Genomic DNA, 21475 nt, shown 5'->3' on the forward strand with positions numbered 1-21475 from the left:
CCTGGAGCGTCCTGCCCCTTATTGCGCTTCTGTTAAAAGAAGTCGCTCTGGATGAAACCGAAATCCATCAGCTCTGCATCGCCTACGGGCCTGAACTCATTCATCTGGTTTTTGGCGGTCAGCGGTGTGGGTGGGTCGAGCAAGGCGTTGGCCTTGTCGTAACCTTCACCCAGGATGGCGAAGACAATGCCATTCCAGCCTTTGACGAAGTCGTCGTGTGAATAGCGTTTATGGCCCAGCACCGGGTCGCCGATATAGACCCAGTCCTTGTCCGCGCGCTGTAACACCACGAAGTGCTTGTAGCCACGAATCTCCAGCAGCACCACCACAGGGATTTTCACGGTCACCAGGGTCTCTGGCCCGATCTTGTAACCCCGGGCACGCATGCCGATGCTTTCGAGGTAGCGCTTCATGTCCAGCATGGAAAAACCCTGGGTACGTACCAGGTCCTGGTCTGCATTGACCAGCATGCCTTTGATGACGTGGTCTTCGTCTACGTCCAGCCAATAGCCCTGGCGCAGGATGGTGGCGAGTGCCGCAGCACCGCAGCTGAAATCGGTTTTCTGTTCCACCAGGTTGGCGAACCGGCGTTCACGGATACTCTCGACCTTCTTGTAGATGACTGCACCGCCAGGCATGGCGGAGATCGCCATGGTGCCTGCCCAGGTTGGGCCGGTGAGCAACATCAGGAGGGTAAGGGTCGCGAGGCGCATGATCGTGTGACCTGTTGGACACTGGAATAAAAAAGGGCCTTGTTGCCAAGGCCCGATTGGATCAGAAGCGCACGCCGCTGGTGCAAACGGTGCAACCTTGACCGATCGACAGGCTGTTGCTGCCTTGGTTGCCGGCACCGGATTGCAGGTTTACACCTGTGTTGCCGGAGTTGCGGTTAACCGAGTTGTTGAGGCTGGAGTTGTTCGATACGTACTGAGGTTTGCCATAATGGCCATACCCGGAAGTAGCGGTGTTGAGGTAGCTGTTGGCGAGCGAGTTTTGCTCGGTGTTGGCGGCCGCTGCGATGTTTTTGCCATCAGCGGTGGTGATTGCCAGGTTGTTTTTACCTTGGTTGCCTTGACCGGCTTGGCCGTTGTAACCGACGTTACCGGAGTTGCCGTTAACCGAGTTGTCCAGGGAGGCATTGTTTTGTGTGCCTTTGTTAACGAAGTTGTTCAGACCGCTGTTTTGATTCACATCGACCACGGCGAACACGCTTGCATAGTCACCTTTGGCACTGGAGATGGCGCCAGAGTTGTCTGCCTGGTTGCCACTGCCAGCCTGAGCGTTCACACCGGTGTTACCGCTGTTGCTATTAACCGAATCATCGGCAGAGGCGTTGTTTTCGGTGTTGGTGTCGTCGAAGCGGTTGCCTGCGCTGTTTTGTACGTCTGTCACGACAGAGGCAACAACACCGGTTGGTTGAGGCGCAGGGTGCCAGCCATTTGCTTGAGCAGCAGCAGCCATGAGTGCGGCGAGAGCGAAAACCAGTGGTTTCAGAGCCATTTGAGGTTTCATGGTGTTTCTCCTTGCTTCTAATTAGTTGGTTAAGTGTTGGTACGGTCTAACGTGTGCTACCAAGCTGTTACTTGATAGTGATGCCCAAGGTGTTAGCCACTCGGTTCCCCACCCCGGCACTCTGGTTCACCTGAATCACTCCTCGGCTGCCGGTGAAGGCCTGGTCGCTTGTCACGACCTGGCGGCTGCCAGTGGTGGGGGTGAGCCCTGAGTCGGTTGCCAGCGTCGTCGTGTTCTGTTGCAACAGGACGCTGTCGTCGATGCTTTGCGGGCCAGGGTTGAGGCTGATCCGCACGGCATTGATTGATTGGTTATTGGCCCCGGCCGACTGGTTGATGCCCAGCATGCCGTTGCCATTGGTAAAAGAAGTGCCCTCGATCGTCGCCTTGGCGCTCAGGGCGGAGTCGACCTTGCCATCCATATTCTGGACAGTGCGGGTGGAGGCCTGGCCCCCGAGCGCTACGGCGCGATTGTTGGCCGATTGCTGTTGGTTGCCCGCCGCCTGATTGATCATCACGTTGCCGACATAGTCTTTGCCGCTGTTGTTGATCACCGCAGTGTTGTCGGCCATGGCCGCGGCGCTGCCCAGCAGGGCCAGAATGAGCAACGAACGGTTCATTATTTGCCCCCCATCATGCTGCCGATGTTGTTCAGGGGCGCCATGCCACGCTGGATCGAGTCGCTGATCTGCCCGCCCATGCTGCTGCCCGCACCATGACCGGCTGCCGAGCCGGCACCCAGGGTCGACATGCCGTTTTGGGTGGCGGTCAAGTGGTTCAGGTTGCTGGTGGACTGAATCGAGCGGGCAATGCTTGAGCCGCTGCTGATGCCGCCAATCGCCGAATCACTGAGTTCGCCGGTGGCGCTGATGATGTCCCGGCTTGGATTTGCGTTAGCCGTGGTTGGGTAGGGGTCTTTGCCGAATGAAGGTCGACCGTACATGTGCCCTTGTACGTCGCGGCCCGTCACAATAACGCCGTCACCCGCAAAGCTCGGAACACTGATGCCGGCACTGAGTAAACAGCTGATCAGCAATACGTTCAGCGACGCTTGATTGAGTGTGATCACGGCGGTCTTCCTTATGCTTCGCGCTGACCCTAAACAGCGCTGTAAGGGATAGAGCAGAAGCCGTGCCGCTTTCTATTTGTCTTGATTATTCATGGGGTTAGGTTTTTTGTGGGGCAAAGTGATGTCACGGCTGTTTCATCCGTGAGACAGCGCCAAGTGGAACCCTTGCACTTCTGTCATCGCACAAACGTTTCATCCCGCTGTATCAGTGTTGAAACACTGTCCATGACAAAACCATGAATCCGCTCCGCACGGGCGATTCAGGCCGACAGTGTGTTAAAAAAACGGACACTCCACGCGCACAGAACCCTGTGCCTGTAGGCAATGGCTCAGCCTTTCGGTGCTTTACGCGGGATGGAATTGAGTACGGGGTTGCCGTCCTGGTTCTGGGTCAGGTAGACCGGCAGAACCTTGGGCAGGGAGGGAACGAGGTTGTTGACCTCGTTGATGTTGTAGATGCCGCCGATGCGGATCGTGCCGGTGTTGGCGTCGGCGAGCATCACCGGTTTGCTCAGGTAGCGGTTGATCAGCGGTAGCGCGTCGGCCAGGGCCAGGTTGTCGAGGATCAGCTTGCCCTGGCGCCAGGCCAGCGCCGTGTCGTTGGGACTCATCGTCCTTACGCGCGGCGTGGCATCGCCGTGTTGGTAGTTGGCCTGCATGCCGGGGGTCAGTGGCACGCTGCCATGCACTTTGTCGCTGGAGATCTGCACCGAGCCTTCGAGCAGCGTCACGCGCACCTGGTCTTCATACTTCCACACGTTGAACTGAGTGCCCGTGACCCGCACCTGGCCTTCGCCGGCGTGCACGATAAACGGATGCGCGGTGTCATGACTGACCTTGAAGAACGCTTCGCCTTTCTTCAGCGTTACGCGGCGCTGGTCTTTGTAATTGCTATAGACCAATTGGGTGCCCAGGTTGAGTTCCACCTGGCTGCCATCCCCGAGCGTCACCTGGCGCAGGCCATGGGTGGCATCAAAGCGTTCATAGGAACTGGGCAGCCATCCCGCTTCCCAGCCGGTAAAGGCCGCCAGGGGCAGGGCGACCAGACAGATCGCGGCCGCTACCGCATAGGTGCGCAGGCGACGACGGGGCTTGAAGGGCACCACCGTTGTCGTGGGTTCATTGCGTGGCAGGTGGTCGGCGACGTCCCAGATTTCCAGCATGGCCGCGTACTCGAAAGCATGCAGCGGGTGGGCATCGTGCCATTGTTCAAAAGCCTGACGTTCACTCGCGGTGCAATCAACCGCGTGCAGGCGCATGCACCAATGCGCGGCAGCGTCGGTGATGGCGTCGTATTCGGCTTCTGAAAGGGACTTTTCGGTCATTGACTCATCCTGATTTCCCACATTCTAACCTCCGCAGGCCGGTGGCGAGAACAGCCGTCATGGCGATTGCACATCAATTGGAACTTATTCTTGTTTGAGAGCGCCTAAAAAATTCAGGACATTCCCACAATGGAGAACGAATATGCTGAAGAAAACCTTAGTCGCTGTGTGCGCAACCACTGCACTGCTCAGTGCTGGCGCAGCCCTGGCGGATAAACCGGGGGCGGGCTGGATTACCATTGAAAAGGCTATTGAAGTCGCCAAGACCAAGGCCGGTTATGTCGAGGTTTACGCGGCCGAAGCCGATGACAATGGCTATTGGGAAGTCAAAGGGCGCAAGTCCGACGGCACAGTCTATGAAGCGCGTATTGATGGCGCGTCGGGCAATGTTCTGCGCGATCAGAAAGACTGACGCTGCCCGCCGGGAGCCCGTTCGGGCTCCCAGCTCCAATGGGGCGCCGGAACATTTAACGCGTACCCTGTTCAGGGTCGAGTGCGCGCCCCATTTCACAAATAAGCCTGGCAACGGAGTCGGCGTTGCGCAGAATCGTGTCAATGCGTTTGTCGGCTGATGCGGTATCTAAAAATGCTCTACGTGCCTCATCAATGCTCGTGCTGGCTGTGGTTTCCAGGATTGCCTTGGCGGCTAGATCTTCCGAGTTGGAAGCGTCCATGGTGACCCAATTACCGGAGTTGCCGGAGGTGCCAGAGCTCCCGGACCTAGGGTACCAACGCGAGAACAGCTGATTAAACGGCGTGCGCAGTGACAGAACGTTGTGCTGAAAGGCTTGCAACAGTGTGTGTTCGAACCTGCCTCTTTGATTCGTGGTGTCAATCAGGTCCGCGAAGGGCCGACGCGCCTCTATGTAGGTGATATCTTCGGCGCGCGCGTAGAGATGGGCGAACTCGTGAATCAGTGTGGCCGCTCGCGCATGGCCGTCAATGTTGAAGGGTTCGGTCAACAGAGTGATGTACTTGTGCCGGAGTTGTTGATCAAAAAACAGCTCGGTAAAGAACACTTGGTTTTTTCTGTCGCCGGAGACAGTGAACGCGATCACCCTTTGCGAGGGATTTCTGTTCGCCCCGACCACAAAACGTGAGGTGTCCCACCCGTCGAGGTCCGGGTCTACCAAGGCTTTGCACAGCGGGGTGATGGCATCATGCACTTTCTTCAGGAGGCCAGCATCAACGTTTTTGACGTCAAACAGCCGCTTCAGGAAGTCATCAAGGCGTGTGCCTGGCGTCAGGCGTCGGAGTTGAACCAGGTTATGCATCGCGCGCAATGCGTAGAGGCGTGCGATGTCCAGGGCCTCGATAATCTGCTGGGCCTTGATCGGGTAGATTCGGCGAATTTCATCCATGCCAGTCGCTTCGATATTCATGTCAAGCGAGGCGTTCAAACGCGTCACATAATGATTACCCAGCCGCGTGATCGCTTGGCCGTATTGCAGCGGGTGATAATGCGGGGCCAGCACCTGTTGCTGCCGAGGGGTACGGGATAGCAGCGGGCCGTCACTGTTGGTGGACAGGCCGGCGATCCTCAGTTGTGGGCTATTTTTGATCGAGTAAACCTTGCCCTCCACGGCACCGTAGAGCGACCTGCCGTCGGCAGCAGCGTAGAGGCCGGTTTCCGCCTGTTTTTTCAAATCTATCAACGCCACTTGGCTGGTTTCGTAGGTTTGCAGGCGTGTGCGCCTGGGGTCGGTCACGTCGATGTCCTTGACGGTCGGCGCGACGACTGTGTCGGAGGGGCTCAAATCGCGTTCGTTCACTTCTTTGTAGACAGGGGGAGCTGCTTTGGGAGCTGGCGTGCGCATCAGCCGCTCCAGCCTTGCCATTGTTGCAACACCAAGAATGAATGAGCGCAGTGCATCCTGCCAATGATGCTGTTGCAGTGCCTCGGCAGAGTCTTTGAACAGTTTATAGCTCTGCCAGATCACCACCGGTATCTGCAGCGTTCCTGGCAAGAATTGCGCGACGATCCGCACGCCGCCGCTCAAGAGGCTTTTGACGGTGCCCCATAAACCCGCGCCATCGGGGTCCTGCTGGTGTTTCAGCATCCGCCCCATCACCACTTGGTTGTCCTGATAGAGCTGCTTGATGGCGTGACCTCTTATTGGGTGATTGGCCAAGGTGATGTCGGAGGTGGCACCTGCTGTGCTGATCAGCAAATTTTTATACGTCGTCTTATCTGCGCCTTCCAGGTGGGCGATGATCCAGTCCTGCAGCATGCCTGGGGCATTCAGGTGGAGGAGAAACTGCGCCTGGTGCTCGAACTCCATGAAGCACTGCCCTGGGTAGTAAGGCGCATAGAGAATCAACGGCCCAGTAGCACCGGCACCCATCACGTAAAGACCCAGTGCCTTGACGATTCTGGCGCCAGGTGTGGCAATCATCTCAAGGGGCCGAATACTTGCCGTGGCGCCCGAAATCGTGGCTCGGGCGACGGCGTCCGGCATGTCGAAGACCTGACGAATCAGGTTGTAGCCAGCCTCCGATAACCGCTCCTGCAGTTTCAGCGCATGGGCCTGTTGCAACAGTTGCCAGGGTAATTGCCGGATAAAACGCTGCTCACGCTCCAGTGCACCTGGTTGCCCTGAGGCTAGTTTCTCTTTCAGGTAGTCCTGAGTGGCCTGGGCGATGTTCAATTTAAGCAGGAGTGGCCGGATCGTTGATTCGGTCAGTTGGGTTACCGCCGACTCCACAGTGAAGGCACTCGCCTGCTCATTGATGTGGGCCAAGGCGTAATCGGTGAGGTTCTGTCGTTGACCACCCATGGCAAGCCGTGGCGTGATAAACACGTCTTCCGGGTCAACAGAATAGTCCACCAGCATCTCGTTCAGCGTGTCGTGAACCCGCTGGCGTAGCGAGGAACACTCATACAGATAGTCTTTTTGATCCAGGGTGTTGAGCCGATATTGCTCAAGTAACTCAGCATGGTGCTGCTGTTCAGCAGGGCTCGCCATGCCGAGCCAAGCGGGTAGTGAGCGTTGTGCCATAAAATGATGGGCGAGCTGTGCAGCCCCCCCAAGGACAGGGGTAGGCAGTACCGCCATAAGATTTAACAGTGCTTTGCCATTTGGCTTCTGTGCCAACCAATGGGCCCTTTGTGCGATGTAGTGGTCGATCCAGGACTGCTGGCGATTTTCGCTGATCGGTTCGGTGATCAGCCAGAATGCCCCCAAGCTGTAGTTGGCATGCGGCTGGCGTTGGCGCGGGTCCAGGTTTTCCAACAGTGCCAAGCACGCGCAGGGGTCGCTCAGGCGCACCTCAAGCTGCTGTTTTGCCACGGAGGGAGAAACGAAACTTTCCAGGCCCCAGGCCGGTGTCCAGAGAATGGCGCGACCCGAATGCTGGTGATCAAGTCCACCGCGCTCGGTGATCATCAGGCAATTGGCCAGGCTGTGCCGCAGTGCTTCTTCATCGCGTTGGACGGTGATGCGATAGACATCGGGGATAAACCCTTCCAGGTCTTCCCGTCGACGACGGTCAGGGTTGAACGGGTCAAACACGGCTTGAATGATGGCCTCATCCCTGGCGTCCAGGGTCTTGTTAAGACGTCGCAGATAGGCCTGGTGGCGTATCGCGTTGGACATCATGACCCCCATCTGCGGTAGCAGGTCCTGAAGGTGTTTACGGGGGGCGTCGTGGATGCCCTGCTCTTTGTAGTGGGCCAACACCTGATTGACGATCCGATTGAGCGACCTCACGTCCACATGAGTCAGTTGTTGCCCATAAGCGGTGTGGTCTGGCTTGTAAACGCCGTAATGGCGGGTTTCAGGGACCGGGCCAGCCCCTTCGGCCAGACGTGCGGCGAAATGGTCCGCCAGGCTTTGGCTGTCCAGTGGCAGCACAAGGGGGTAGGGGGGCGCATCGTCGGTGTAGCGATTGATGTACACCCGTTCAGGGTCGACTGCCTGCCGCTCGCGGCTCGACAAGGCTTCGGCCAGCGGGGCGGTGATCGACGGCAGTGGTTTGACCAGGTTCTCCAGCGCGTCGGGGATATCAATCAACTGTTTATGCGCCTGCTCCGCTCGTTTAGCGGCGACCGAAATGGGCCGAAGCGGGTCGGCCAACACTGAGTGGGTGGTCCAGCGGTGCGCAGTGTCCAGCGTCAAGAGCTTGTCATCGATCATGAAGCGCACGTCCATGGCATGATCCAGCAACGCCGAGAGGTTGATATCGCCGCGTTCGCGTCGGAATTGGCCGAGCACGTAGATCAGGTTCTGTTTCTGTTTGTCGATGATGCCCTCCATCAGGTGTTCAAACACGTTGCCGACGATGAGGTTGCCGCTGACCGACGGTTGGTTGAAACCGATAAACCACAGGCGCTCCTCCAGGGACAGAGCGTTGTAGACATCATCTTCATAGGCCGGGGCCTTAACCATTGCCTTCAGGGTATGAATCAGATCGTCGTGATCGGCCAGTACCTGCAGCCCCTTGGGCGGCGAATAAAACCAGGTCTGCACATCGCTGATCATCACCGAATTGGTCAGTTCGACGAAGTGAGACGCGCGCTCCCAGAACCTCACCGTCTCGACACGTAATCCGTCACTGGCTTGGGAGCGCGGCGCGCCGTCCGGAAGGTAAAGCGCGGCCAGTTTATCGGCGTGTTCAGGCGTAATGATTTCACTCTGGCGTTTGAACAGTAGGTCGATCCGAGCCTTGTGCGCCATGGTGTGTGCCAGGAATTCACGGCGTGAGGTGCCGTTTGGCGACTCTGTGTTCCAAAACGTCTCAAGGGTATTCTGCAAGAACGACGACAATTGTTCTGATGCCTGCTTCAGGCCATCTTCCCAGCGGGTTGCGTTGTTGGCGGCGGTGATGGCGTAGGGATGGGAGTACTCGCGGGTCTGCCCCGCCGGCCAGGCTTGCTGACGGTAAAGCATCAGGAGCGCCTCGCTGATCGACAGCGAATTGACCCACTGCCGTGGCTTCCCTTCGGTGGATAGCAATTTGAACAAGTTGATTCGGGTTTGGCTGGGCTCAAGCCCGGGGAAGAGTGGGTGGAAGACCGACCTGAGCAGCGACTGGAGCATCATGTCGAGGCTGGGCAATTTCACCAGCTCGGCGAGCACGGCTTGCAGGTTGAGCGTTTGCTGCTGCTCCACGGCTTTTCTCTGCTGGTCAAATACATCGCCCTCAATATCCACTGGTGTCAGCACCAGAGGGGATGACAGCTTCAATCCCGAACGCGTGCCCAGCGCAATGAACTGCAAGAGCTCATCGGCTTTGGCCGGCGTCTTGAGGCGTTCAGTCAACTCACTTAGCAACAGAGTCCGACTGTCGAATTTTTCCAGCCCGCCATAGGGCGTGTACAGAAAGGCGCGGGTGTAGGTGCCTGTTGAACTCATCATGAAACTGCCCACCAGTTCCTGCTCGGTCGGGCTGTTTTTGTTCAGCCAAAGCGTCTGGGCGATCATGGGGGGCACCTGCTTGCCCCGTACCTCATGGCTGCTCAAAGGCAGATTGCGCAAGAACCCCCTGTCGTTGGCATCAATGCCAAAGTGTCGTTCGCGATCGCGTTCCTTCCAGACCGAACGCAGGACTTCAGGAAAAAAGTAAGGCGGTTGTACCTGACTCATAGGGTGGACCCTCAAAGGTGCGGAGGCGGTGCGAATAGCCCGTCCGGGACGTCGTGAGCCTAGAGTCGTGGTACGCGGGTTCGGCAGTAGATATGTCTGATGCGCCGGGCTGCTTGTCGTGGTCGACAGTCACGCGCGAAACACTGTTTAATCGTGACTGCCGATTGTTCGTACGCAGTGCCCCTTCCAATAATTAAACGGGAGCTACCGATGTCTGCATCGCCTTTGGATCACGCCCCTTCAACCACGCACCTGAGCTATGAGGCCTTGACGCTGCTGTTGCAGCGCATCTTTACCCGGCAGGGCACGTCTGAATCGGTGGCTCAGGTACTGGCCGAAAACTGCGCCAGTGCCGAACGCGACGGGGCCCATAGCCACGGGGTGTTTCGCGTGCCCGGCTACGTCTCGACGTTGAACAGCGGCTGGGTTGACGGCAAGGCGGTGCCCATCGTTGAAGACGTCGCCAGCGGCTTTGTGCGGGTGGATGCGGTGAATGGTTTTGCCCAGCCGGCGCTGGCAGCTGCCCGCTCACTGTTGGTGGACAAGGCCCGCAGTGCCGGCATTGCGCTGCTGGCCATTCACAACTCCCACCACTTTGCGGCGCTGTGGCCCGACGTCGAACCCTTTGCCGAAGAAGGGCTGGTGGCGCTGAGTGTGGTCAACAGCATGACCTGTGTGGTGCCCCATGGCGCCGACCGGCCGTTGTTCGGCACCAACCCGATTGCGTTCGCTGCACCACGGGCGGACGGCCCTCCCATTGTGTTTGACCTGGCCACCAGCGCCATCGCCCACGGCGACGTGCAAATTGCCGCGCGCAAAGGTGAGCGCCTGCCGCCGGGCATGGGCGTCGACAGCCTGGGTCAGCCGACCCAGGACCCCAAGGCCATTCTTGAAGGCGGTGCGCTGTTGCCGTTTGGCGGGCACAAGGGCTCGGCGCTGTCGATGATGGTCGAGTTGCTGGCCGCCGCGTTGACGGGCGGTAACTTCTCGTTCGAGTTCAATTGGTCGGATCATCCAGGTGCGCGCACGCCATGGACGGGCCAGCTGGTGATTTTGATCGACCCGAGTAAAACCACCGGGCAAAACTTTGCCGAGCGCAGCCAGGAGCTGGTGCGGCAGATGCATGCGGCGGGGTTGCGGCGCTTGCCGGGGGACCGGCGTCATCGCTCGCGGGCGAAGTCGCAGGAAATCGGTATAGAGATTAACGCGCAGGATTTAAAGCAGTTGCAGGAATTGGCCGAAGATTGACGGGGGCTGCGCCAGCAGCGCAGCCCCCGTTGCTCAGTTACGGCGACCGAGCAGCAGGCCCACCACCAGGCCGAAACCGGCGCTGATCGCCACGGTCTGCCATGGGTGGCCACCGATGTAGGTCTCGGTGGCATCGACCACCGGCTTGCTGCGCTCGCGCACATTGGACACCGAGTCCAGGGCTTGTTTGAGCTTGATGGCGACCTGCTCACGCAGGGTTTCACCTTCTTCGCCTACCAGGGAGGCGCTGCTTTTGAGCAGTTTGTCCGATTCTTCGATCAACGCGGTCAGTTCGCTGAAGGCTTGATCCTTGATTTGGTCTTCGACAGCTTGGGCAGCGGATTTGCGGGCCATTGTGTGACTCCTTGCGGGTGAATGGGACAGTGATCAATGGAGTGCCGGGCGATGGCAAAAGTTGCAGTTTTTTTGCTTAGGCCCGGCCTTGAGCAAAATCCGAATCTGGAATATTCGACCTACAGTGTAAGATGTCGCCTATTTGTGCAGCAGGTAATTCAACATGAGCTTCAATCTCGCCAACAAGACCCTCGCCGAACGCGCCGAGCTGGAAGATGAAAAGTCGCGTCTCTACGACCTGTGGCAAACCAATCTGGGCAAGGCCAAGGGCGAGGCCGCGCGTTTGTTCGGCGAGCGCGCCAAGCGTAAGGGCAAGTGGGCCGAGTGGGTGCGCGCCGAACTCGACGGCATGTCGCCGCCGGAGTTTTCGAACATGGTGCGCAGCGAAGTCAACAAGCTGATGGCCGCGGCTAAGTAAAACTCGCCACAATCGCTTCACGCACTTTCAGCAACAGCGGATCAAGCTGCGCCTGGGTACGCCAGCCCAGTTCCACCGGGTAGCGCGGCAAGGCCAGCGGGCAGGGCAGCACGCGCAGGCCGGTCATCTGCGCGATGGCCTGTGCCGCATGCCCAGGAATGGTCGCCACCGCCTGACTGCCCTTGAGCAGAAAGGGCAGCGCGGCGAAGTGGCTGGTGGACGCACATACCTGGCGGCTCAGCCCCAGCGCCGCCAAGCCCTCGTCAGTAATCCCGATAAACCCGCCGGATGACACCAGCACATGCTCGCGTGTGACGAATTCCTCCAGGCTGATGCTGGCTTGGTCCGAATCCACCAGACAGCGGTAATCGCCTTCTCCCAGTACTTGGCGACTCAGCCGGCCCTGAGCAAAGCCACCGGCTGTGATAGCAAGATCCAGGGTGCGGTCGAGGAGGGCGCCCGCGACGATCTGGCTATGTGTCTGACGGAAAATCACCCGCAGCCTGGGCGCCCGTTGTGCGATGGCCTCGATCAGCCGGCGGCCGTACGCAATTTCGAAATCATCGGATAAACCCAACACCACTGACCGACCCTGATAGTGCTGATTGTCCGGATCAACCATGGCCAGGCTCTGCCGGCAGCGTTCCAGTGCTTCACTGATTACCGGTTTCAGTTGATTGGCCCGCAAGGTCGGCGCCAGGCCACGCCCGGTGCGCACGAACAATTGATCACCATACACCTCGCGCAAGCGCCGCAAGCCTGCGCTGACGGCCGATTGCGTCACGCCCAGGCGCAAGGCGGCGCGGCTGGCGCTGGACTCGTCATGCAGGGCTTCGAAGGTTTTCAGTAGGTTCAGATCGACCTGGGCGATATTGATTTGGCTCATATCATTCAGCACTGAAGTGGGCTTTATTCATGATCGAGGCTGACGGGAGAATGGGCAACCCCTTTATCTGGAGTGAATGCGATGCCTGTTTCTACTGTGGCGGCCCTGCAAATCGGATCCCTGCCTGGCGGCAAGGGCGAAACCCTGGCGCAGATCCTCAGTTATGAGGACGAGATCCTGCGCAGCGGTGCGCAATTGGTGGTAATGCCCGAGGCGCTGCTGGGTGGCTATCCCAAAGGTGAGGCATTCGGCACGCAGTTGGGTTATCGGCTGCCGGAAGGTCGCGAAGCCTTCGCGCGTTATTTTGATAATGCGATCGATGTGCCAGGCCCTGAAACGCAGGCGCTGGCAGGCCTGTCGGCGCGCACTGGCGCCAGCCTCGTTCTCGGTGTGATCGAGCGCAGCGGTAGCACGCTGTATTGCACGGTGCTGTATTTCGAACCGGCGGGCGGTCTGGTGGCCAAGCACCGCAAGTTGATGCCTACCGGCACCGAGCGGCTTATCTGGGGCAAGGGCGACGGCTCTACCCTGCCGGTGATCGATACGGCAGTGGGACGTGTCGGCGGCGCGGTGTGCTGGGAAAACATGATGCCGCTGCTGCGTACGGCGATGTACGCCAAGGGTGTGGAGGTCTGGTGCGCGCCGACGGTGGACGAGCGCGAGATGTGGCAGGTGAGCATGCGCCATGTGGCCCATGAGGGACGTTGCTTTGTGGTGAGCGCGTGCCAGGTGCAGGCGTCGCCCGAGGCGCTGGGGATTCAGGTGGCGAACTGGCCGGCCGAGCGTGCGTTGATTGCAGGTGGCAGTGTGATTGTCGGGCCCATGGGTGACATTCTGGCAGGGCCGCTGCTTGGAGAAGCCGGGCTGCTGACGGCGCAAATCAACACGGATGATTTGGTGCGTGCGCGGTATGACTATGACGTGGTGGGGCACTACGCCCGGCCGGATGTTTTCGAACTTGTGGTGGATGAGCGCGCCAAGCCAGGCGTGCGCTACATCACCGACTAAAACGCAATCGTTCGGTGTGCAGCGTCGGTTGCATGGCGGTCACCAGGTGGCCGTGTTGGGCATGTCCAACGTACCACGGTCGACAAAGCGCATCGTGCCGAACAGTCCACCCGCCAGTTTGCCGCGCAACACGTAGGGCAGGTTGTTCAAACTCTGGGTCTGGCTCAGGCCCAGGGTCTGGCGCAAGACAGAAAACGCCGAAACACTGACCGGCACCGTCAGAACCGTCTCGGAAAAGCGTGGGATGGATCCGCTTTGATCACTCACCCCTGACGCCAGCGGCCGGCCATTGACCTCCAGGTCCAGGGCCACGCCGTTGTAGTCGATCGCCGTATCATTAGGGTTCTGCACCCGCAGTTTCACGGCGAATCGCACTTCCAGGTCCTGGCTTTGCAGGGGCTCGATACCCACCACGTTGATGTTCACCGGGTCGCGGTTGGGGAACAGCGCGCAGGCGCTCAGGGTCAGTAGCAACAGCGATAGAACCATGAGCTTGCGCATTGATAAGTGCTCCTATTTCGTGACGTCCGGGTCCTGCATCACTTTAAGGGTCGAAGACTCCGGATCAAATTCATCTTCTTCCAGCTCTATGAACTCTTCCGGCAGGAAAATGTTCAGCAGGATTGCACAGAAAGCCCCCACGGTGATCGGCGATTCGAAGATGTTGTGCAGCGCCTTGGGCAAGTCACGCAGCACTTCCGGCACGGCGGCCACGCCCAGGCCCATGCCCAGGGAAATCGCCACGATCAGCACATTGCGGCGGTGCAGCCCGGCTTCGGCGAGGATCTTGATGCCGGCCACGGCCACGGTGCCGAACATGATCAGCGTGGCGCCGCCCAACACCGGCTTGGGCATCAATTGCAGCACCGCGCCGATCATCGGGAACAGCCCCAGCAGCACCAGCAGCCCGGCGATGAAGTACGCCACGTAGCGGCTGGCCACGCCGGTCAACTGAATCACCCCGTTGTTCTGGGCGAAGGTCACCATCGGCAGGCTGTTGAAGGTGGCCGCCATCGCCGAGTTGAGGCCGTCGGCCAGCAGGCCGGACTTGATGCGCTTGATATACAGCGGGCCCTTGACCGGCTGCTGGGAAATCATCGAATTGGCGGTCAGGTCACCGGCCGCTTCCAAGGGCGATATCAGGAAGATCACCGCCACCGGGATAAACGCCACCCAGTCGAACGAGAAACCGTATTTGAACGGCACCGGCACACTGATCAACGGCACCTGAGGCAGTGCCGCCATGTCCACACGCCCCATCAGCCAGGCCACCACAAAGCCCAGGGTCAGGCCGATCACGATGGAGCCCAGGCGCAGGAACGGGTTGTTGAAACGGTTGAGCACCACGATAGTCAGCAGTACCAGCGCAGCCAGGCCCATATTACTGGCCGCGCCGAGGTCGCTGGCGCCGAAACCGCCAGCCATGTCAGTGACTGCGACTTTGATCAGCGACAAGCCCATCAAGGTAATGATGGTGCCGGTGACCACCGGGGTGATCAGCTTGCGCAGCTTGCCGATGAACTGGCTCAGCACCACCTCGATAAACGCGGCGAAGAAGCAGATGCCAAAGATCGTCGAGAGGATCTCATCGGTGCCGCCGCCCCGGGCCTTGACCATGAAGCCCGCGCTGAGAATTACGCTGATGAAGGAAAAACTGGTGCCCTGCAGGCACAACAGCCCCGAGCCGATCGGGCCGAACGTGCGCGCCTGCACAAAGGTGCCGAGCCCCGACACAAACAGCGCCATGCTCACCAGGTACGGCACTTCGCTTTCCAGGCCCAGCACGCCACCGACGATCAGCGTGGGGGTGATGATTCCGACGAAACTCGCCAGCACGTGCTGCAACGCGGCAAAAATCGCCGCGGTGAAGTGCGGGCGGTCTTCCAGGCCGTAGATCAGGTCGGATTTATAGCGCGGGCGGGGGGCTTGAGCGTCAGACAAAATACGGGCTCGGGTCAGAAAATGGAGGCGCAGGATGCCAGAAAGCGCCGGTCGTCAGAAGTGTAAAAAAATATTTATGAATGACCTGCGGGAAACCCCAGGCCCTGCCGATATCGAGGATAGGCCCACATACCAACGACAACAGTGGTGACCACAGGTCGGAACGGCGCGTTGACGCCGACTGATCGTTTCGCAGCAGGGACGCTCGCAAACACTACTTCTGAGAGCCCCCCCTATGTCCCTTCGCCAATTGAACATTGCCCCTCGAGCGTTTCTCGGTTTCGCCTTCATTGCGTTGTTAGTGATTTTACTGGGGGTGTTTGCGGTCAACCGCATGGCACAGATTCGGCAATCCTCAGTGGAAATGACCGCGACCCAACTGCCCAGCGTGACGTCGCTGGGGGTGATCACGGAAAACGTGCTGCGCCTGCGCATCCTGTCGTTCCGCGTGCTGGTCAACCGCGAGCCTGCCAGCCTGCAAGAGGCCGAAACGCGCATAGGTGTGCTCGTTGACAAGGTCAAGACCGCCCAGGCCAGTTACGCTGCGCTGCCCGCCGGCCCGGAAGAAGCCGCGCTGTACAAAACGTTTATGGTCACGCTGGACAACTACCTCAAGGCCCAGGCCGACATGCTCGCGTTGTCCAAGCAGGGCAAAGTGGATGAAATGCGTGCGCTGATCAACAGCCGCATCAAGGACGGCACCGACCAGATGGGCGAGCAATTGAATAAGCTCATCGCCATCAACGTGGCCGATGCCAAGACCGCCGACACTGATGCCGGGCAGAGTTACGACGGCGCGATCACCGGCGTGATTGCGGTTTCCGTCGCTGCCGCATTGCTCACCGTGCTGTTGGCCTGGTTGTTGACCCGCAGCATTGTCACGCCACTGCGCAAAGCCGTAGAAGTCGCTGAAACCATCGCAGGCGGCAACCTGAGCAAAGCGATCGAAGACGACGGCAAGGACGAACCGGCGCGCTTGCTCGGCGCCCTGGCCACCATGCAGGCCAACCTGCGCCAGACCATCCAGCACATCGCCGGCTCGGCCACCCAGCTTGCCTCGGCAGCGGAAGAGTTGAGCGCAGTCACCGAAGAAGCCTCCAAAGGTTTGCAGCAACAGAACAACGAAATCGACCAGGCCGCCACGGCAGTCAACGAGATGACGGCGGCGGTAGAAGAAGTGGCGCGCAATGCGGTGTCCACCTCCGAGGCGTCCAGCCAGTCCAACCAGGCCGCCCGTGAAGGCCGCGACCGTGTGGTGGAAACCGTCGGCGCCATCCAGACCATGACCCAGGACGTACAAAACACTGCGGCGATGATTGAAGGCCTGGCCACCCAGGGCCGCGACATCGGTAAGGTACTGGACGTGATCCGTGCGATTGCTGAGCAGACCAACCTGCTGGCGCTCAACGCCGCCATTGAAGCGGCTCGCGCCGGTGAGGCCGGGCGTGGCTTTGCGGTGGTGGCCGACGAAGTGCGAGCGTTGGCCCATCGCACCGCGCAGTCGACCCAGGAAATCGAGAAAATGGTCGCCGGCATCCAGAACGGCACCGGTGAGGCCGTGCAATCGATGCAGCAGAGCAACCAGCGCACCCAGACCACCCTGGAAATGGCCCGCGCCGCCGGCGTGGCCCTGGAGCAGATCACCCAATCCATCAGCCTGATCAACGAACGCAACCTGGTGATCGCCAGCGCCTCGGAAGAACAGGCCCAGGTGTCCCGCGAAGTGGACCGCAACCTGGTGAACATCCGTGACCTGGCGACCCAGTCGGCGGCCGGTGCCAATCAGACCAGCGCAGCCAGCCACGAACTGTCGCGCCTGGCGGTGGATTTGAATGGAATGGTGGCGCGTTTCGTTATCTGACCTGAAATGCGCTCAAAATGGGGGAGCGGGGGCGTGCTCGCGAATGCAGTGGATCAGTCAAGACGTCTCTCGACTGACACACCGCATTCGCGAGCAAGCCCGCTCCCACATGGGGTTTGTGGTGTCAGAAATCAGCGGTTCCAGGCGTTGGCGTTGACCAGGTTCTTCGGCTTCTCACCGGCCAACGCCTGCAGCAAATTATCCACCGCACATTTGGCCATGGCCTCCCGCGTCTCATGGGTGGCCGAGCCGATATGCGGCGTGGCCACCACGTTGTTCAAGCGCAACAACGGCGAGCTGTGATCCAGCGGTTCCTTCTCAAACACATCCAGCCCCGCTGCCCGAATGGTGCGCTGTTGCAACGCCTCCACCAGCGCGGCCTCGTCGACCACCTTGCCCCGCGAAATATTGATGAAGATCGTCTCCGGGCCCATCCGCGCAAACTGTTCTGCGCCTATCAATTTCTCGGTTTCGGCGGTGAGCGGCAACGTCAGGCAGACAAAGTCGGCCTGTTGCAGCAAGTCGTTCAAGCTGCGGTACTGCGCACCAAAACGCGCCTCCACCGCCGGCTTGGGCGAATGGCTGTGGTAGATCACCGGCATGCCAAAACCAAAATGCCCACGCTGGGCCAGCGCTTCGCCGATGCGGCCCATGCCGATGATGCCCAGGGTCTTGCCATGCACATCGCTGCCGAAATGCGCTGGGCCGATGTTTTTGTTCCATTGGCCGGCGCGGACCATGTCGGCCAGTTCGACCACGCGCCGGGCGGTGGCCAGGATCAATGCAAAACCGGTGTCGGCGGTGGTTTCGGTGAGCACGTCGGGTGTGTTGCTGAGCAAGATGCCGCGCGCGGTGAGGTAGTCGATATCGTAGTTGTCGACGCCGACCGATACGCTGGCCACGGCCTCCAGCTGTGGCGCCAGGTCGAGCAACTTGGCATCCAGCCGTAGGCTGGCACCTAGCAGACCGTGGGCGCCGGGCAGGGCATCGCGCAATTTGGCCAGGCCGGTGTCGTCCAGTGCTTCGATCAGCGTGACATCGGTCTGCTCATGCAGGCGGGCCATCAGTGGCGCAGAGAGTTTCTTGTACAACACGACAGACTTTTTCATGCGGTCTTTACCTTTAATTCCAGGTTGGGCGCCGGCGTGCGATCACTGGCGCCGGGCTTGAGAAAAATCGTCAGTACCACCGACAGCAGCAAGGCGCCGCTCATCAGCAGGTACGAAGTACCGGGCGAACCGGTGCTGCTATTGAGGTAGCCCACCAGATACGAGCCGCCAAAGGAGCCCAGGGCGCCCATGCTGTTGATCAGCGCCATGGCGCCCCCGGCGACGTTGGCCGGCAGGATTTCCGGGACAATCGCAAAAAAAGGACCGTAGGGCGCGTACATGCAGGCGCCGGCAATCACCAGCAAGGTGTAGGACCACCAGAAGTGTTCGGCACCGAGCACGTAGGACGCGTAGAAAGCAATGGAGGCAATCAGCAACGGTGGCCATACGAAACGCTTGCGCTTTTGCAGCTTGTCCGAGCCCCACGACACCGCCAGCATGCCAATCACGGCCGCCAGGTAGGGCAGCGCCGACAGCCAGCCGGCCTCGACCATGTCCATCTGCAAGCCTTGCTTGAGGATCGACGGCAGCCACAACACGAAGCCGTACACACCAATGCTCCAGCAGAAGAATTGCAGGGCCAGGATGATCACCTTGGGCGAGCGGAAGGCTTCGGCGTAGTTCTTCACCGCCTTGATCCCGACTTGCTCGGCGGCCAGCGCGGTTTCCAGGTCCTGTTTCTCAGAGTCGCTCAGCCACTTGGCATCCTTTGGACGCTCATCGGCCAGCTTCCACCAGATAAACGCCCACAGCACGGCCGGCAGGCCTTCGATGATAAACATCCAGCGCCAGCTGAAATGCTGCACCAGGTAGCCTGATACCACCGACATCCACAGCATGGTCACCGGGTTGCCGAGGATCAGGAACGTGTTGGCGCGTGAGCGTTCTGCCCGGGTGAACCAATGGCACAGGTACACCAGCATCGCCGGCATCACCGCGGCTTCGACCACGCCGAGCATGAAGCGGATCACGATCAGCATGTAGGCGTTGGACACCACGCCGGTCAGGGTGGCGAGGCCGCCCCACAGGATCAGGCTGACGAAGATCAGCTTCTTGACGCTGCGCTTCTGCGCGTAGATCGCTCCTGGCACCTGGAAGAAAAAGTAGCCGAGGAAAAACAGCGCGCCCAGCAGTGACGACATGCCGGGGGTGATCATCAGGTCTTCGGCCATGCCGGAGGCGGCGGCGAAGCCGTAGTTGGCGCGGTCCAGGTACGCCAGGCTGTAGGTGATAAAAACGATGGGCATGATGTACCACCAGCGGCGGGTGGCGAGTTTCACGGTTTCCATGGGGTTGCTCCTGAGCTTGTTGTAGTTGTGGCAACAGGTAGTGGGTTAGGCAACGGATCGAATCGGTAACTCTGAACGGGCTGGCAGGCCTTCCATATCGCCACGGCTTTGCACGGCGCGGCTGCCGATCCAGTTGCCGCGCTGTACCGCCTCGGGGAAGCTGAGGTTTTCCAGCAGGGCGCTGATCATGCCCACGGCAAAACCGTCGCCGGCGCCGACCGTGTCCACGACCTTGTCCACGCGCACGGCGGCGACAAAGCCCTGGTCCAAATGAGTGCGGTAGTAGGCACCGTCCGGGCCAAGCTTGATGGCCACGGCTTCGGCGCCTTGGTCGAGGTAGAACGCGGCGATGTCGGCCGGGTCATCGAAACCGGTGAGCAGGCGGCCTTCGCCCAGGCCCGGCAAGACCCAATCGGCCAGGCCGGCGAGGGCGTTGATTTCACGGATCATCGTCTGTTGGTTGGCCCACAAGGACGGGCGCAGGTTGGGGTCGAACGACACGCTGCGTCCGGCTTTGCGCATCTGCGTCATCAGCTCCACGGACAACTCACGTGTCGCCTCAGACAGTGCGGGCGGAATGCCGGTGGCATGCAGATGGCGGGCTTGCAGCAAGGCAGGACTGATGGCTGCGATCGACAAATGGCTGGCCGCCGAGCCCTTGCGGAAGTACTCCACCTGAGGATCATCGCCGGTTTCTTCACGGGATTTGAGTTGAAAACCGGTGGGGTGTGCCGGATCGACCGCCACGTGGCGGCAATCCAGGCCTTCCTGGGTCAAGGTGTCGACCACAAAGCGCCCGAGCGAATCGTTACCGACCCGGCTCAGCCAGGCCACCTTGAAACCCAGGCGTGACAGGCCGATGGCGACGTTGCTGTCGGCACCCGCGATCCGTTTATGAAATTGAGCCACGTGGGCCAGATCGCCGGTTTGCTCGGCGACAAACATCGCCATGGTTTCACCAAACGACAGGATATCGATCTCAGACATAAGCACGCTCCGCACGAGGTTGGCCCAGCAGGGTGAGGGTGGCGACCTGCCGCGCGGTGACCGCGACCAGGTCATCGCCTTGCAGCGGGAATTCCACGGCCCGGCTAATACCTGGAGTCATGTGCTTGAGCAGTTGTTCCCACAGATGCAGGTCGGTGGCGCCAGGCGGCATGGCCACCAGCTTGCCGTCGGCGCGGCGGGCCACGGCCTTGCAGTGCAGGTAATCCACATGCCGGCCCAGCAGGCGTGCAGCGGTGAGGGCGGATTGGTCTTGCCACTGCCAGTTGCCGATATCGAAGGTCATCTTCACCGGCAGGCCCAGGCGTTCCACCTCGGTGAAAAAGCGCTGCATGGGTTCGATGCGGCCGCCGTGCAAGGTCTGGTCGTTCTCTACCAGCAGTTGAACCGGGTGGCGGTTGAGCAGGGCGTGCAGGCTTTCCAGGTCGTTGGTGTCGGTGAAGTAGCCAAGGGAGACTTTCAGCCAGCGTGAGCCGAACGCCTGCGCTCGATCGAGGGTGGCCGCGAGTTCTGCATTCGGTTGGGCGCGGCCGGCGACCCACAGTTCCAGCGGCGATGAAAACACCGATTCCAGGCCATGCTCGGCAGTGGCCTGGGCCAAGGCTTTGGGTTGCTCGACGGTCAGCAATTCTTCACGCCATTCGATACGTTGGGCGCCGGCGGCCCTCAGCAGCTCGACAAAACTCAACTGGCCCTGCTGGCGGACGAGGTCGGCGCCGTAGCTGGAGAGGCTGATTGAAACGGGGTATTTATGCATTGTTGGTTACCTCTGAAACCGGTTTCATTTTTTCTGAAAAAAATACTTTCCGTAGGCGCGAGCTTGCTCGCGAAAAACCTGAGAGCGCCGCGTTAAACCAGGATCGCTG

19 protein-coding genes are annotated in these 21475 nt (G+C 59.9%); 5 read left to right on the forward strand and 14 right to left on the reverse strand.

Annotated elements, in window-relative coordinates:
* Window positions 1–32 precede the first annotated feature (32 nt).
* The 5 genes from PF1751_RS11915 to PF1751_RS11935 form a co-directional block, all read right to left on the reverse strand.
* Complete coding sequence (locus PF1751_RS11915; RefSeq protein ID WP_010210841.1) at window positions 33–713, reverse strand: C39 family peptidase; 681 nt, start codon at window positions 711–713, stop codon at window positions 33–35.
* Window positions 714–774: 61 nt separating this feature from the next.
* The gene (locus tag PF1751_RS11920; RefSeq protein ID WP_010210840.1) at window positions 775–1512 is read right to left on the reverse strand and encodes a hypothetical protein; all 738 of its coding nucleotides are present in this window, start codon (window positions 1510–1512) and stop codon (window positions 775–777) included.
* A gap of 67 nt (window positions 1513–1579) precedes the next feature.
* A complete protein-coding gene (locus tag PF1751_RS11925; RefSeq protein WP_044287050.1) occupies window positions 1580–2131 on the reverse strand; it encodes a hypothetical protein in 552 nt (183 codons plus the stop codon).
* A complete protein-coding gene (locus PF1751_RS11930; protein WP_021491793.1) occupies window positions 2131–2580 on the reverse strand; it encodes a hypothetical protein in 450 nt (149 codons plus the stop codon). The genes PF1751_RS11925 and PF1751_RS11930 overlap by 1 nt, the downstream gene beginning before the upstream one ends.
* A gap of 329 nt (window positions 2581–2909) precedes the next feature.
* Window positions 2910–3905, reverse strand: a complete 996-nt coding sequence (locus PF1751_RS11935; RefSeq protein WP_044287051.1) for a FecR family protein — start codon at window positions 3903–3905, stop codon at window positions 2910–2912.
* 142 nt (window positions 3906–4047) lie between these two features.
* Here PF1751_RS11935 and PF1751_RS11940 point away from each other — a divergent pair, with 142 nt between their 5' ends.
* Window positions 4048–4317 carry a PepSY domain-containing protein gene (locus PF1751_RS11940; RefSeq protein ID WP_010210833.1) on the forward strand — a complete coding sequence of 90 codons (270 nt, stop codon included), beginning with the start codon at window positions 4048–4050 and terminating at the stop codon, window positions 4315–4317.
* 55 nt (window positions 4318–4372) lie between these two features.
* Here the strand turns inward: PF1751_RS11940 and PF1751_RS11945 are convergent, their stop codons facing one another.
* Window positions 4373–9490, reverse strand: coding sequence for a dermonecrotic toxin domain-containing protein (locus PF1751_RS11945; RefSeq protein ID WP_044287052.1), 5118 nt, complete (start codon window positions 9488–9490; stop codon window positions 4373–4375).
* A 210-nt stretch (window positions 9491–9700) separates the two neighbouring features.
* On the opposite strand from PF1751_RS11945, the gene PF1751_RS11950 reads away from it, so the two are divergent.
* Window positions 9701–10738 carry an Ldh family oxidoreductase gene (locus tag PF1751_RS11950; protein ID WP_042571576.1) on the forward strand — a complete coding sequence of 346 codons (1038 nt, stop codon included), beginning with the start codon at window positions 9701–9703 and terminating at the stop codon, window positions 10736–10738.
* Between the two features lie 33 nt (window positions 10739–10771).
* On the opposite strand, the gene PF1751_RS11955 is transcribed toward PF1751_RS11950, so the two are convergent.
* A complete protein-coding gene (locus PF1751_RS11955; protein WP_003217958.1) occupies window positions 10772–11092 on the reverse strand; it encodes an ElaB/YgaM/YqjD family protein in 321 nt (106 codons plus the stop codon).
* Window positions 11093–11255: 163 nt separating this feature from the next.
* Here PF1751_RS11955 and PF1751_RS11960 point away from each other — a divergent pair, with 163 nt between their 5' ends.
* Window positions 11256–11510 (forward strand): hypothetical protein, encoded by a 255-nt coding sequence (locus tag PF1751_RS11960; protein ID WP_003190904.1) that lies wholly within the window; start codon window positions 11256–11258, stop codon window positions 11508–11510.
* On the opposite strand, the gene PF1751_RS11965 is transcribed toward PF1751_RS11960, so the two are convergent.
* Window positions 11503–12396 (reverse strand): LysR family transcriptional regulator, encoded by an 894-nt coding sequence (locus tag PF1751_RS11965; protein WP_021491789.1) that lies wholly within the window; start codon window positions 12394–12396, stop codon window positions 11503–11505. The two genes, PF1751_RS11960 and PF1751_RS11965, sit on opposite strands and share 8 nt — an antisense overlap.
* Window positions 12397–12477: 81 nt before the next feature.
* Here PF1751_RS11965 and PF1751_RS11970 point away from each other — a divergent pair, with 81 nt between their 5' ends.
* A complete protein-coding gene (locus tag PF1751_RS11970) occupies window positions 12478–13404 on the forward strand; it encodes a carbon-nitrogen hydrolase family protein (RefSeq protein ID WP_044287053.1) in 927 nt (308 codons plus the stop codon).
* Window positions 13405–13443: 39 nt separating this feature from the next.
* Here PF1751_RS11970 and PF1751_RS11975 read toward each other — a convergent pair whose 3' ends face one another.
* Together PF1751_RS11975 and PF1751_RS11980 are read right to left on the reverse strand one after the other, a co-directional pair.
* Window positions 13444–13905, reverse strand: a complete 462-nt coding sequence (locus PF1751_RS11975) for an LEA/WHy family protein (RefSeq protein ID WP_010210817.1) — start codon at window positions 13903–13905, stop codon at window positions 13444–13446.
* Window positions 13906–13917: 12 nt separating this feature from the next.
* Window positions 13918–15345: a nucleobase:cation symporter-2 family protein gene (locus PF1751_RS11980; RefSeq protein ID WP_010210816.1), complete on the reverse strand. Its 1428-nt coding sequence runs from the start codon at window positions 15343–15345 to the stop codon at window positions 13918–13920.
* 235 nt (window positions 15346–15580) lie between these two features.
* Between PF1751_RS11980 and PF1751_RS11985 the strand changes: the two genes are divergently transcribed.
* The gene (locus tag PF1751_RS11985; protein WP_010210815.1) at window positions 15581–17206 is read left to right on the forward strand and encodes a methyl-accepting chemotaxis protein; all 1626 of its coding nucleotides are present in this window, start codon (window positions 15581–15583) and stop codon (window positions 17204–17206) included.
* Between the two features lie 131 nt (window positions 17207–17337).
* Here PF1751_RS11985 and PF1751_RS11990 read toward each other — a convergent pair whose 3' ends face one another.
* The 4 genes from PF1751_RS11990 to PF1751_RS12005 are packed head-to-tail and all read right to left on the reverse strand — an operon-like array spanning window position 17338 to window position 21366.
* Complete coding sequence (locus PF1751_RS11990; RefSeq protein ID WP_021491786.1) at window positions 17338–18315, reverse strand: 2-hydroxyacid dehydrogenase; 978 nt, start codon at window positions 18313–18315, stop codon at window positions 17338–17340.
* On the reverse strand, window positions 18312–19604 hold the full coding sequence (locus PF1751_RS11995) for an MFS transporter (protein WP_010210812.1): 1293 nt from the start codon (window positions 19602–19604) through the stop codon (window positions 18312–18314). Before PF1751_RS11995 ends, PF1751_RS11990 begins: the two co-directional genes overlap by 4 nt.
* Before the next feature lie 45 nt (window positions 19605–19649).
* Complete coding sequence (locus tag PF1751_RS12000) at window positions 19650–20591, reverse strand: sugar kinase (protein ID WP_042571573.1); 942 nt, start codon at window positions 20589–20591, stop codon at window positions 19650–19652.
* Window positions 20584–21366: a sugar phosphate isomerase/epimerase family protein gene (locus PF1751_RS12005; RefSeq protein WP_042571572.1), complete on the reverse strand. Its 783-nt coding sequence runs from the start codon at window positions 21364–21366 to the stop codon at window positions 20584–20586. Before PF1751_RS12005 ends, PF1751_RS12000 begins: the two co-directional genes overlap by 8 nt.
* Window positions 21367–21475 lie beyond the last annotated feature (109 nt).

The organism is Pseudomonas simiae (genome assembly GCF_000934565.1).
Classification (GTDB): Bacteria; Pseudomonadota; Gammaproteobacteria; order Pseudomonadales; family Pseudomonadaceae; genus Aquipseudomonas; species Aquipseudomonas simiae.

Excerpts from the sequence above, each read along its gene's own strand:
- PF1751_RS11915 (WP_010210841.1), bottom strand. The coding sequence starts at position 713 with ATGCGCCTCGCGACCCTTACCCTCCTGATGTTGCTCACCGGCCCAACC.
- PF1751_RS11920 (WP_010210840.1), bottom strand. The coding sequence starts at position 1,512 with ATGAAACCTCAAATGGCTCTGAAACCACTGGTTTTCGCTCTCGCCGCA.
- PF1751_RS11925 (WP_044287050.1), bottom strand. The coding sequence starts at position 2,131 with ATGAACCGTTCGTTGCTCATTCTGGCCCTGCTGGGCAGCGCCGCGGCC.
- PF1751_RS11935 (WP_044287051.1), bottom strand. The coding sequence starts at position 3,905 with ATGACCGAAAAGTCCCTTTCAGAAGCCGAATACGACGCCATCACCGAC.
- PF1751_RS11940 (WP_010210833.1), top strand. The coding sequence starts at position 4,048 with ATGCTGAAGAAAACCTTAGTCGCTGTGTGCGCAACCACTGCACTGCTC.
- PF1751_RS11945 (WP_044287052.1), bottom strand. The coding sequence starts at position 9,490 with ATGAGTCAGGTACAACCGCCTTACTTTTTTCCTGAAGTCCTGCGTTCG.
- PF1751_RS11950 (WP_042571576.1), top strand. The coding sequence starts at position 9,701 with ATGTCTGCATCGCCTTTGGATCACGCCCCTTCAACCACGCACCTGAGC.
- PF1751_RS11955 (WP_003217958.1), bottom strand. The coding sequence starts at position 11,092 with ATGGCCCGCAAATCCGCTGCCCAAGCTGTCGAAGACCAAATCAAGGAT.
- PF1751_RS11960 (WP_003190904.1), top strand. The coding sequence starts at position 11,256 with ATGAGCTTCAATCTCGCCAACAAGACCCTCGCCGAACGCGCCGAGCTG.
- PF1751_RS11965 (WP_021491789.1), bottom strand. The coding sequence starts at position 12,396 with ATGAGCCAAATCAATATCGCCCAGGTCGATCTGAACCTACTGAAAACC.
- PF1751_RS11970 (WP_044287053.1), top strand. The coding sequence starts at position 12,478 with ATGCCTGTTTCTACTGTGGCGGCCCTGCAAATCGGATCCCTGCCTGGC.
- PF1751_RS11975 (WP_010210817.1), bottom strand. The coding sequence starts at position 13,905 with ATGCGCAAGCTCATGGTTCTATCGCTGTTGCTACTGACCCTGAGCGCC.
- PF1751_RS11985 (WP_010210815.1), top strand. The coding sequence starts at position 15,581 with ATGTCCCTTCGCCAATTGAACATTGCCCCTCGAGCGTTTCTCGGTTTC.
- PF1751_RS11990 (WP_021491786.1), bottom strand. The coding sequence starts at position 18,315 with ATGAAAAAGTCTGTCGTGTTGTACAAGAAACTCTCTGCGCCACTGATG.
- PF1751_RS11995 (WP_010210812.1), bottom strand. The coding sequence starts at position 19,604 with ATGGAAACCGTGAAACTCGCCACCCGCCGCTGGTGGTACATCATGCCC.
- PF1751_RS12000 (WP_042571573.1), bottom strand. The coding sequence starts at position 20,591 with ATGTCTGAGATCGATATCCTGTCGTTTGGTGAAACCATGGCGATGTTT.
- PF1751_RS12005 (WP_042571572.1), bottom strand. The coding sequence starts at position 21,366 with ATGCATAAATACCCCGTTTCAATCAGCCTCTCCAGCTACGGCGCCGAC.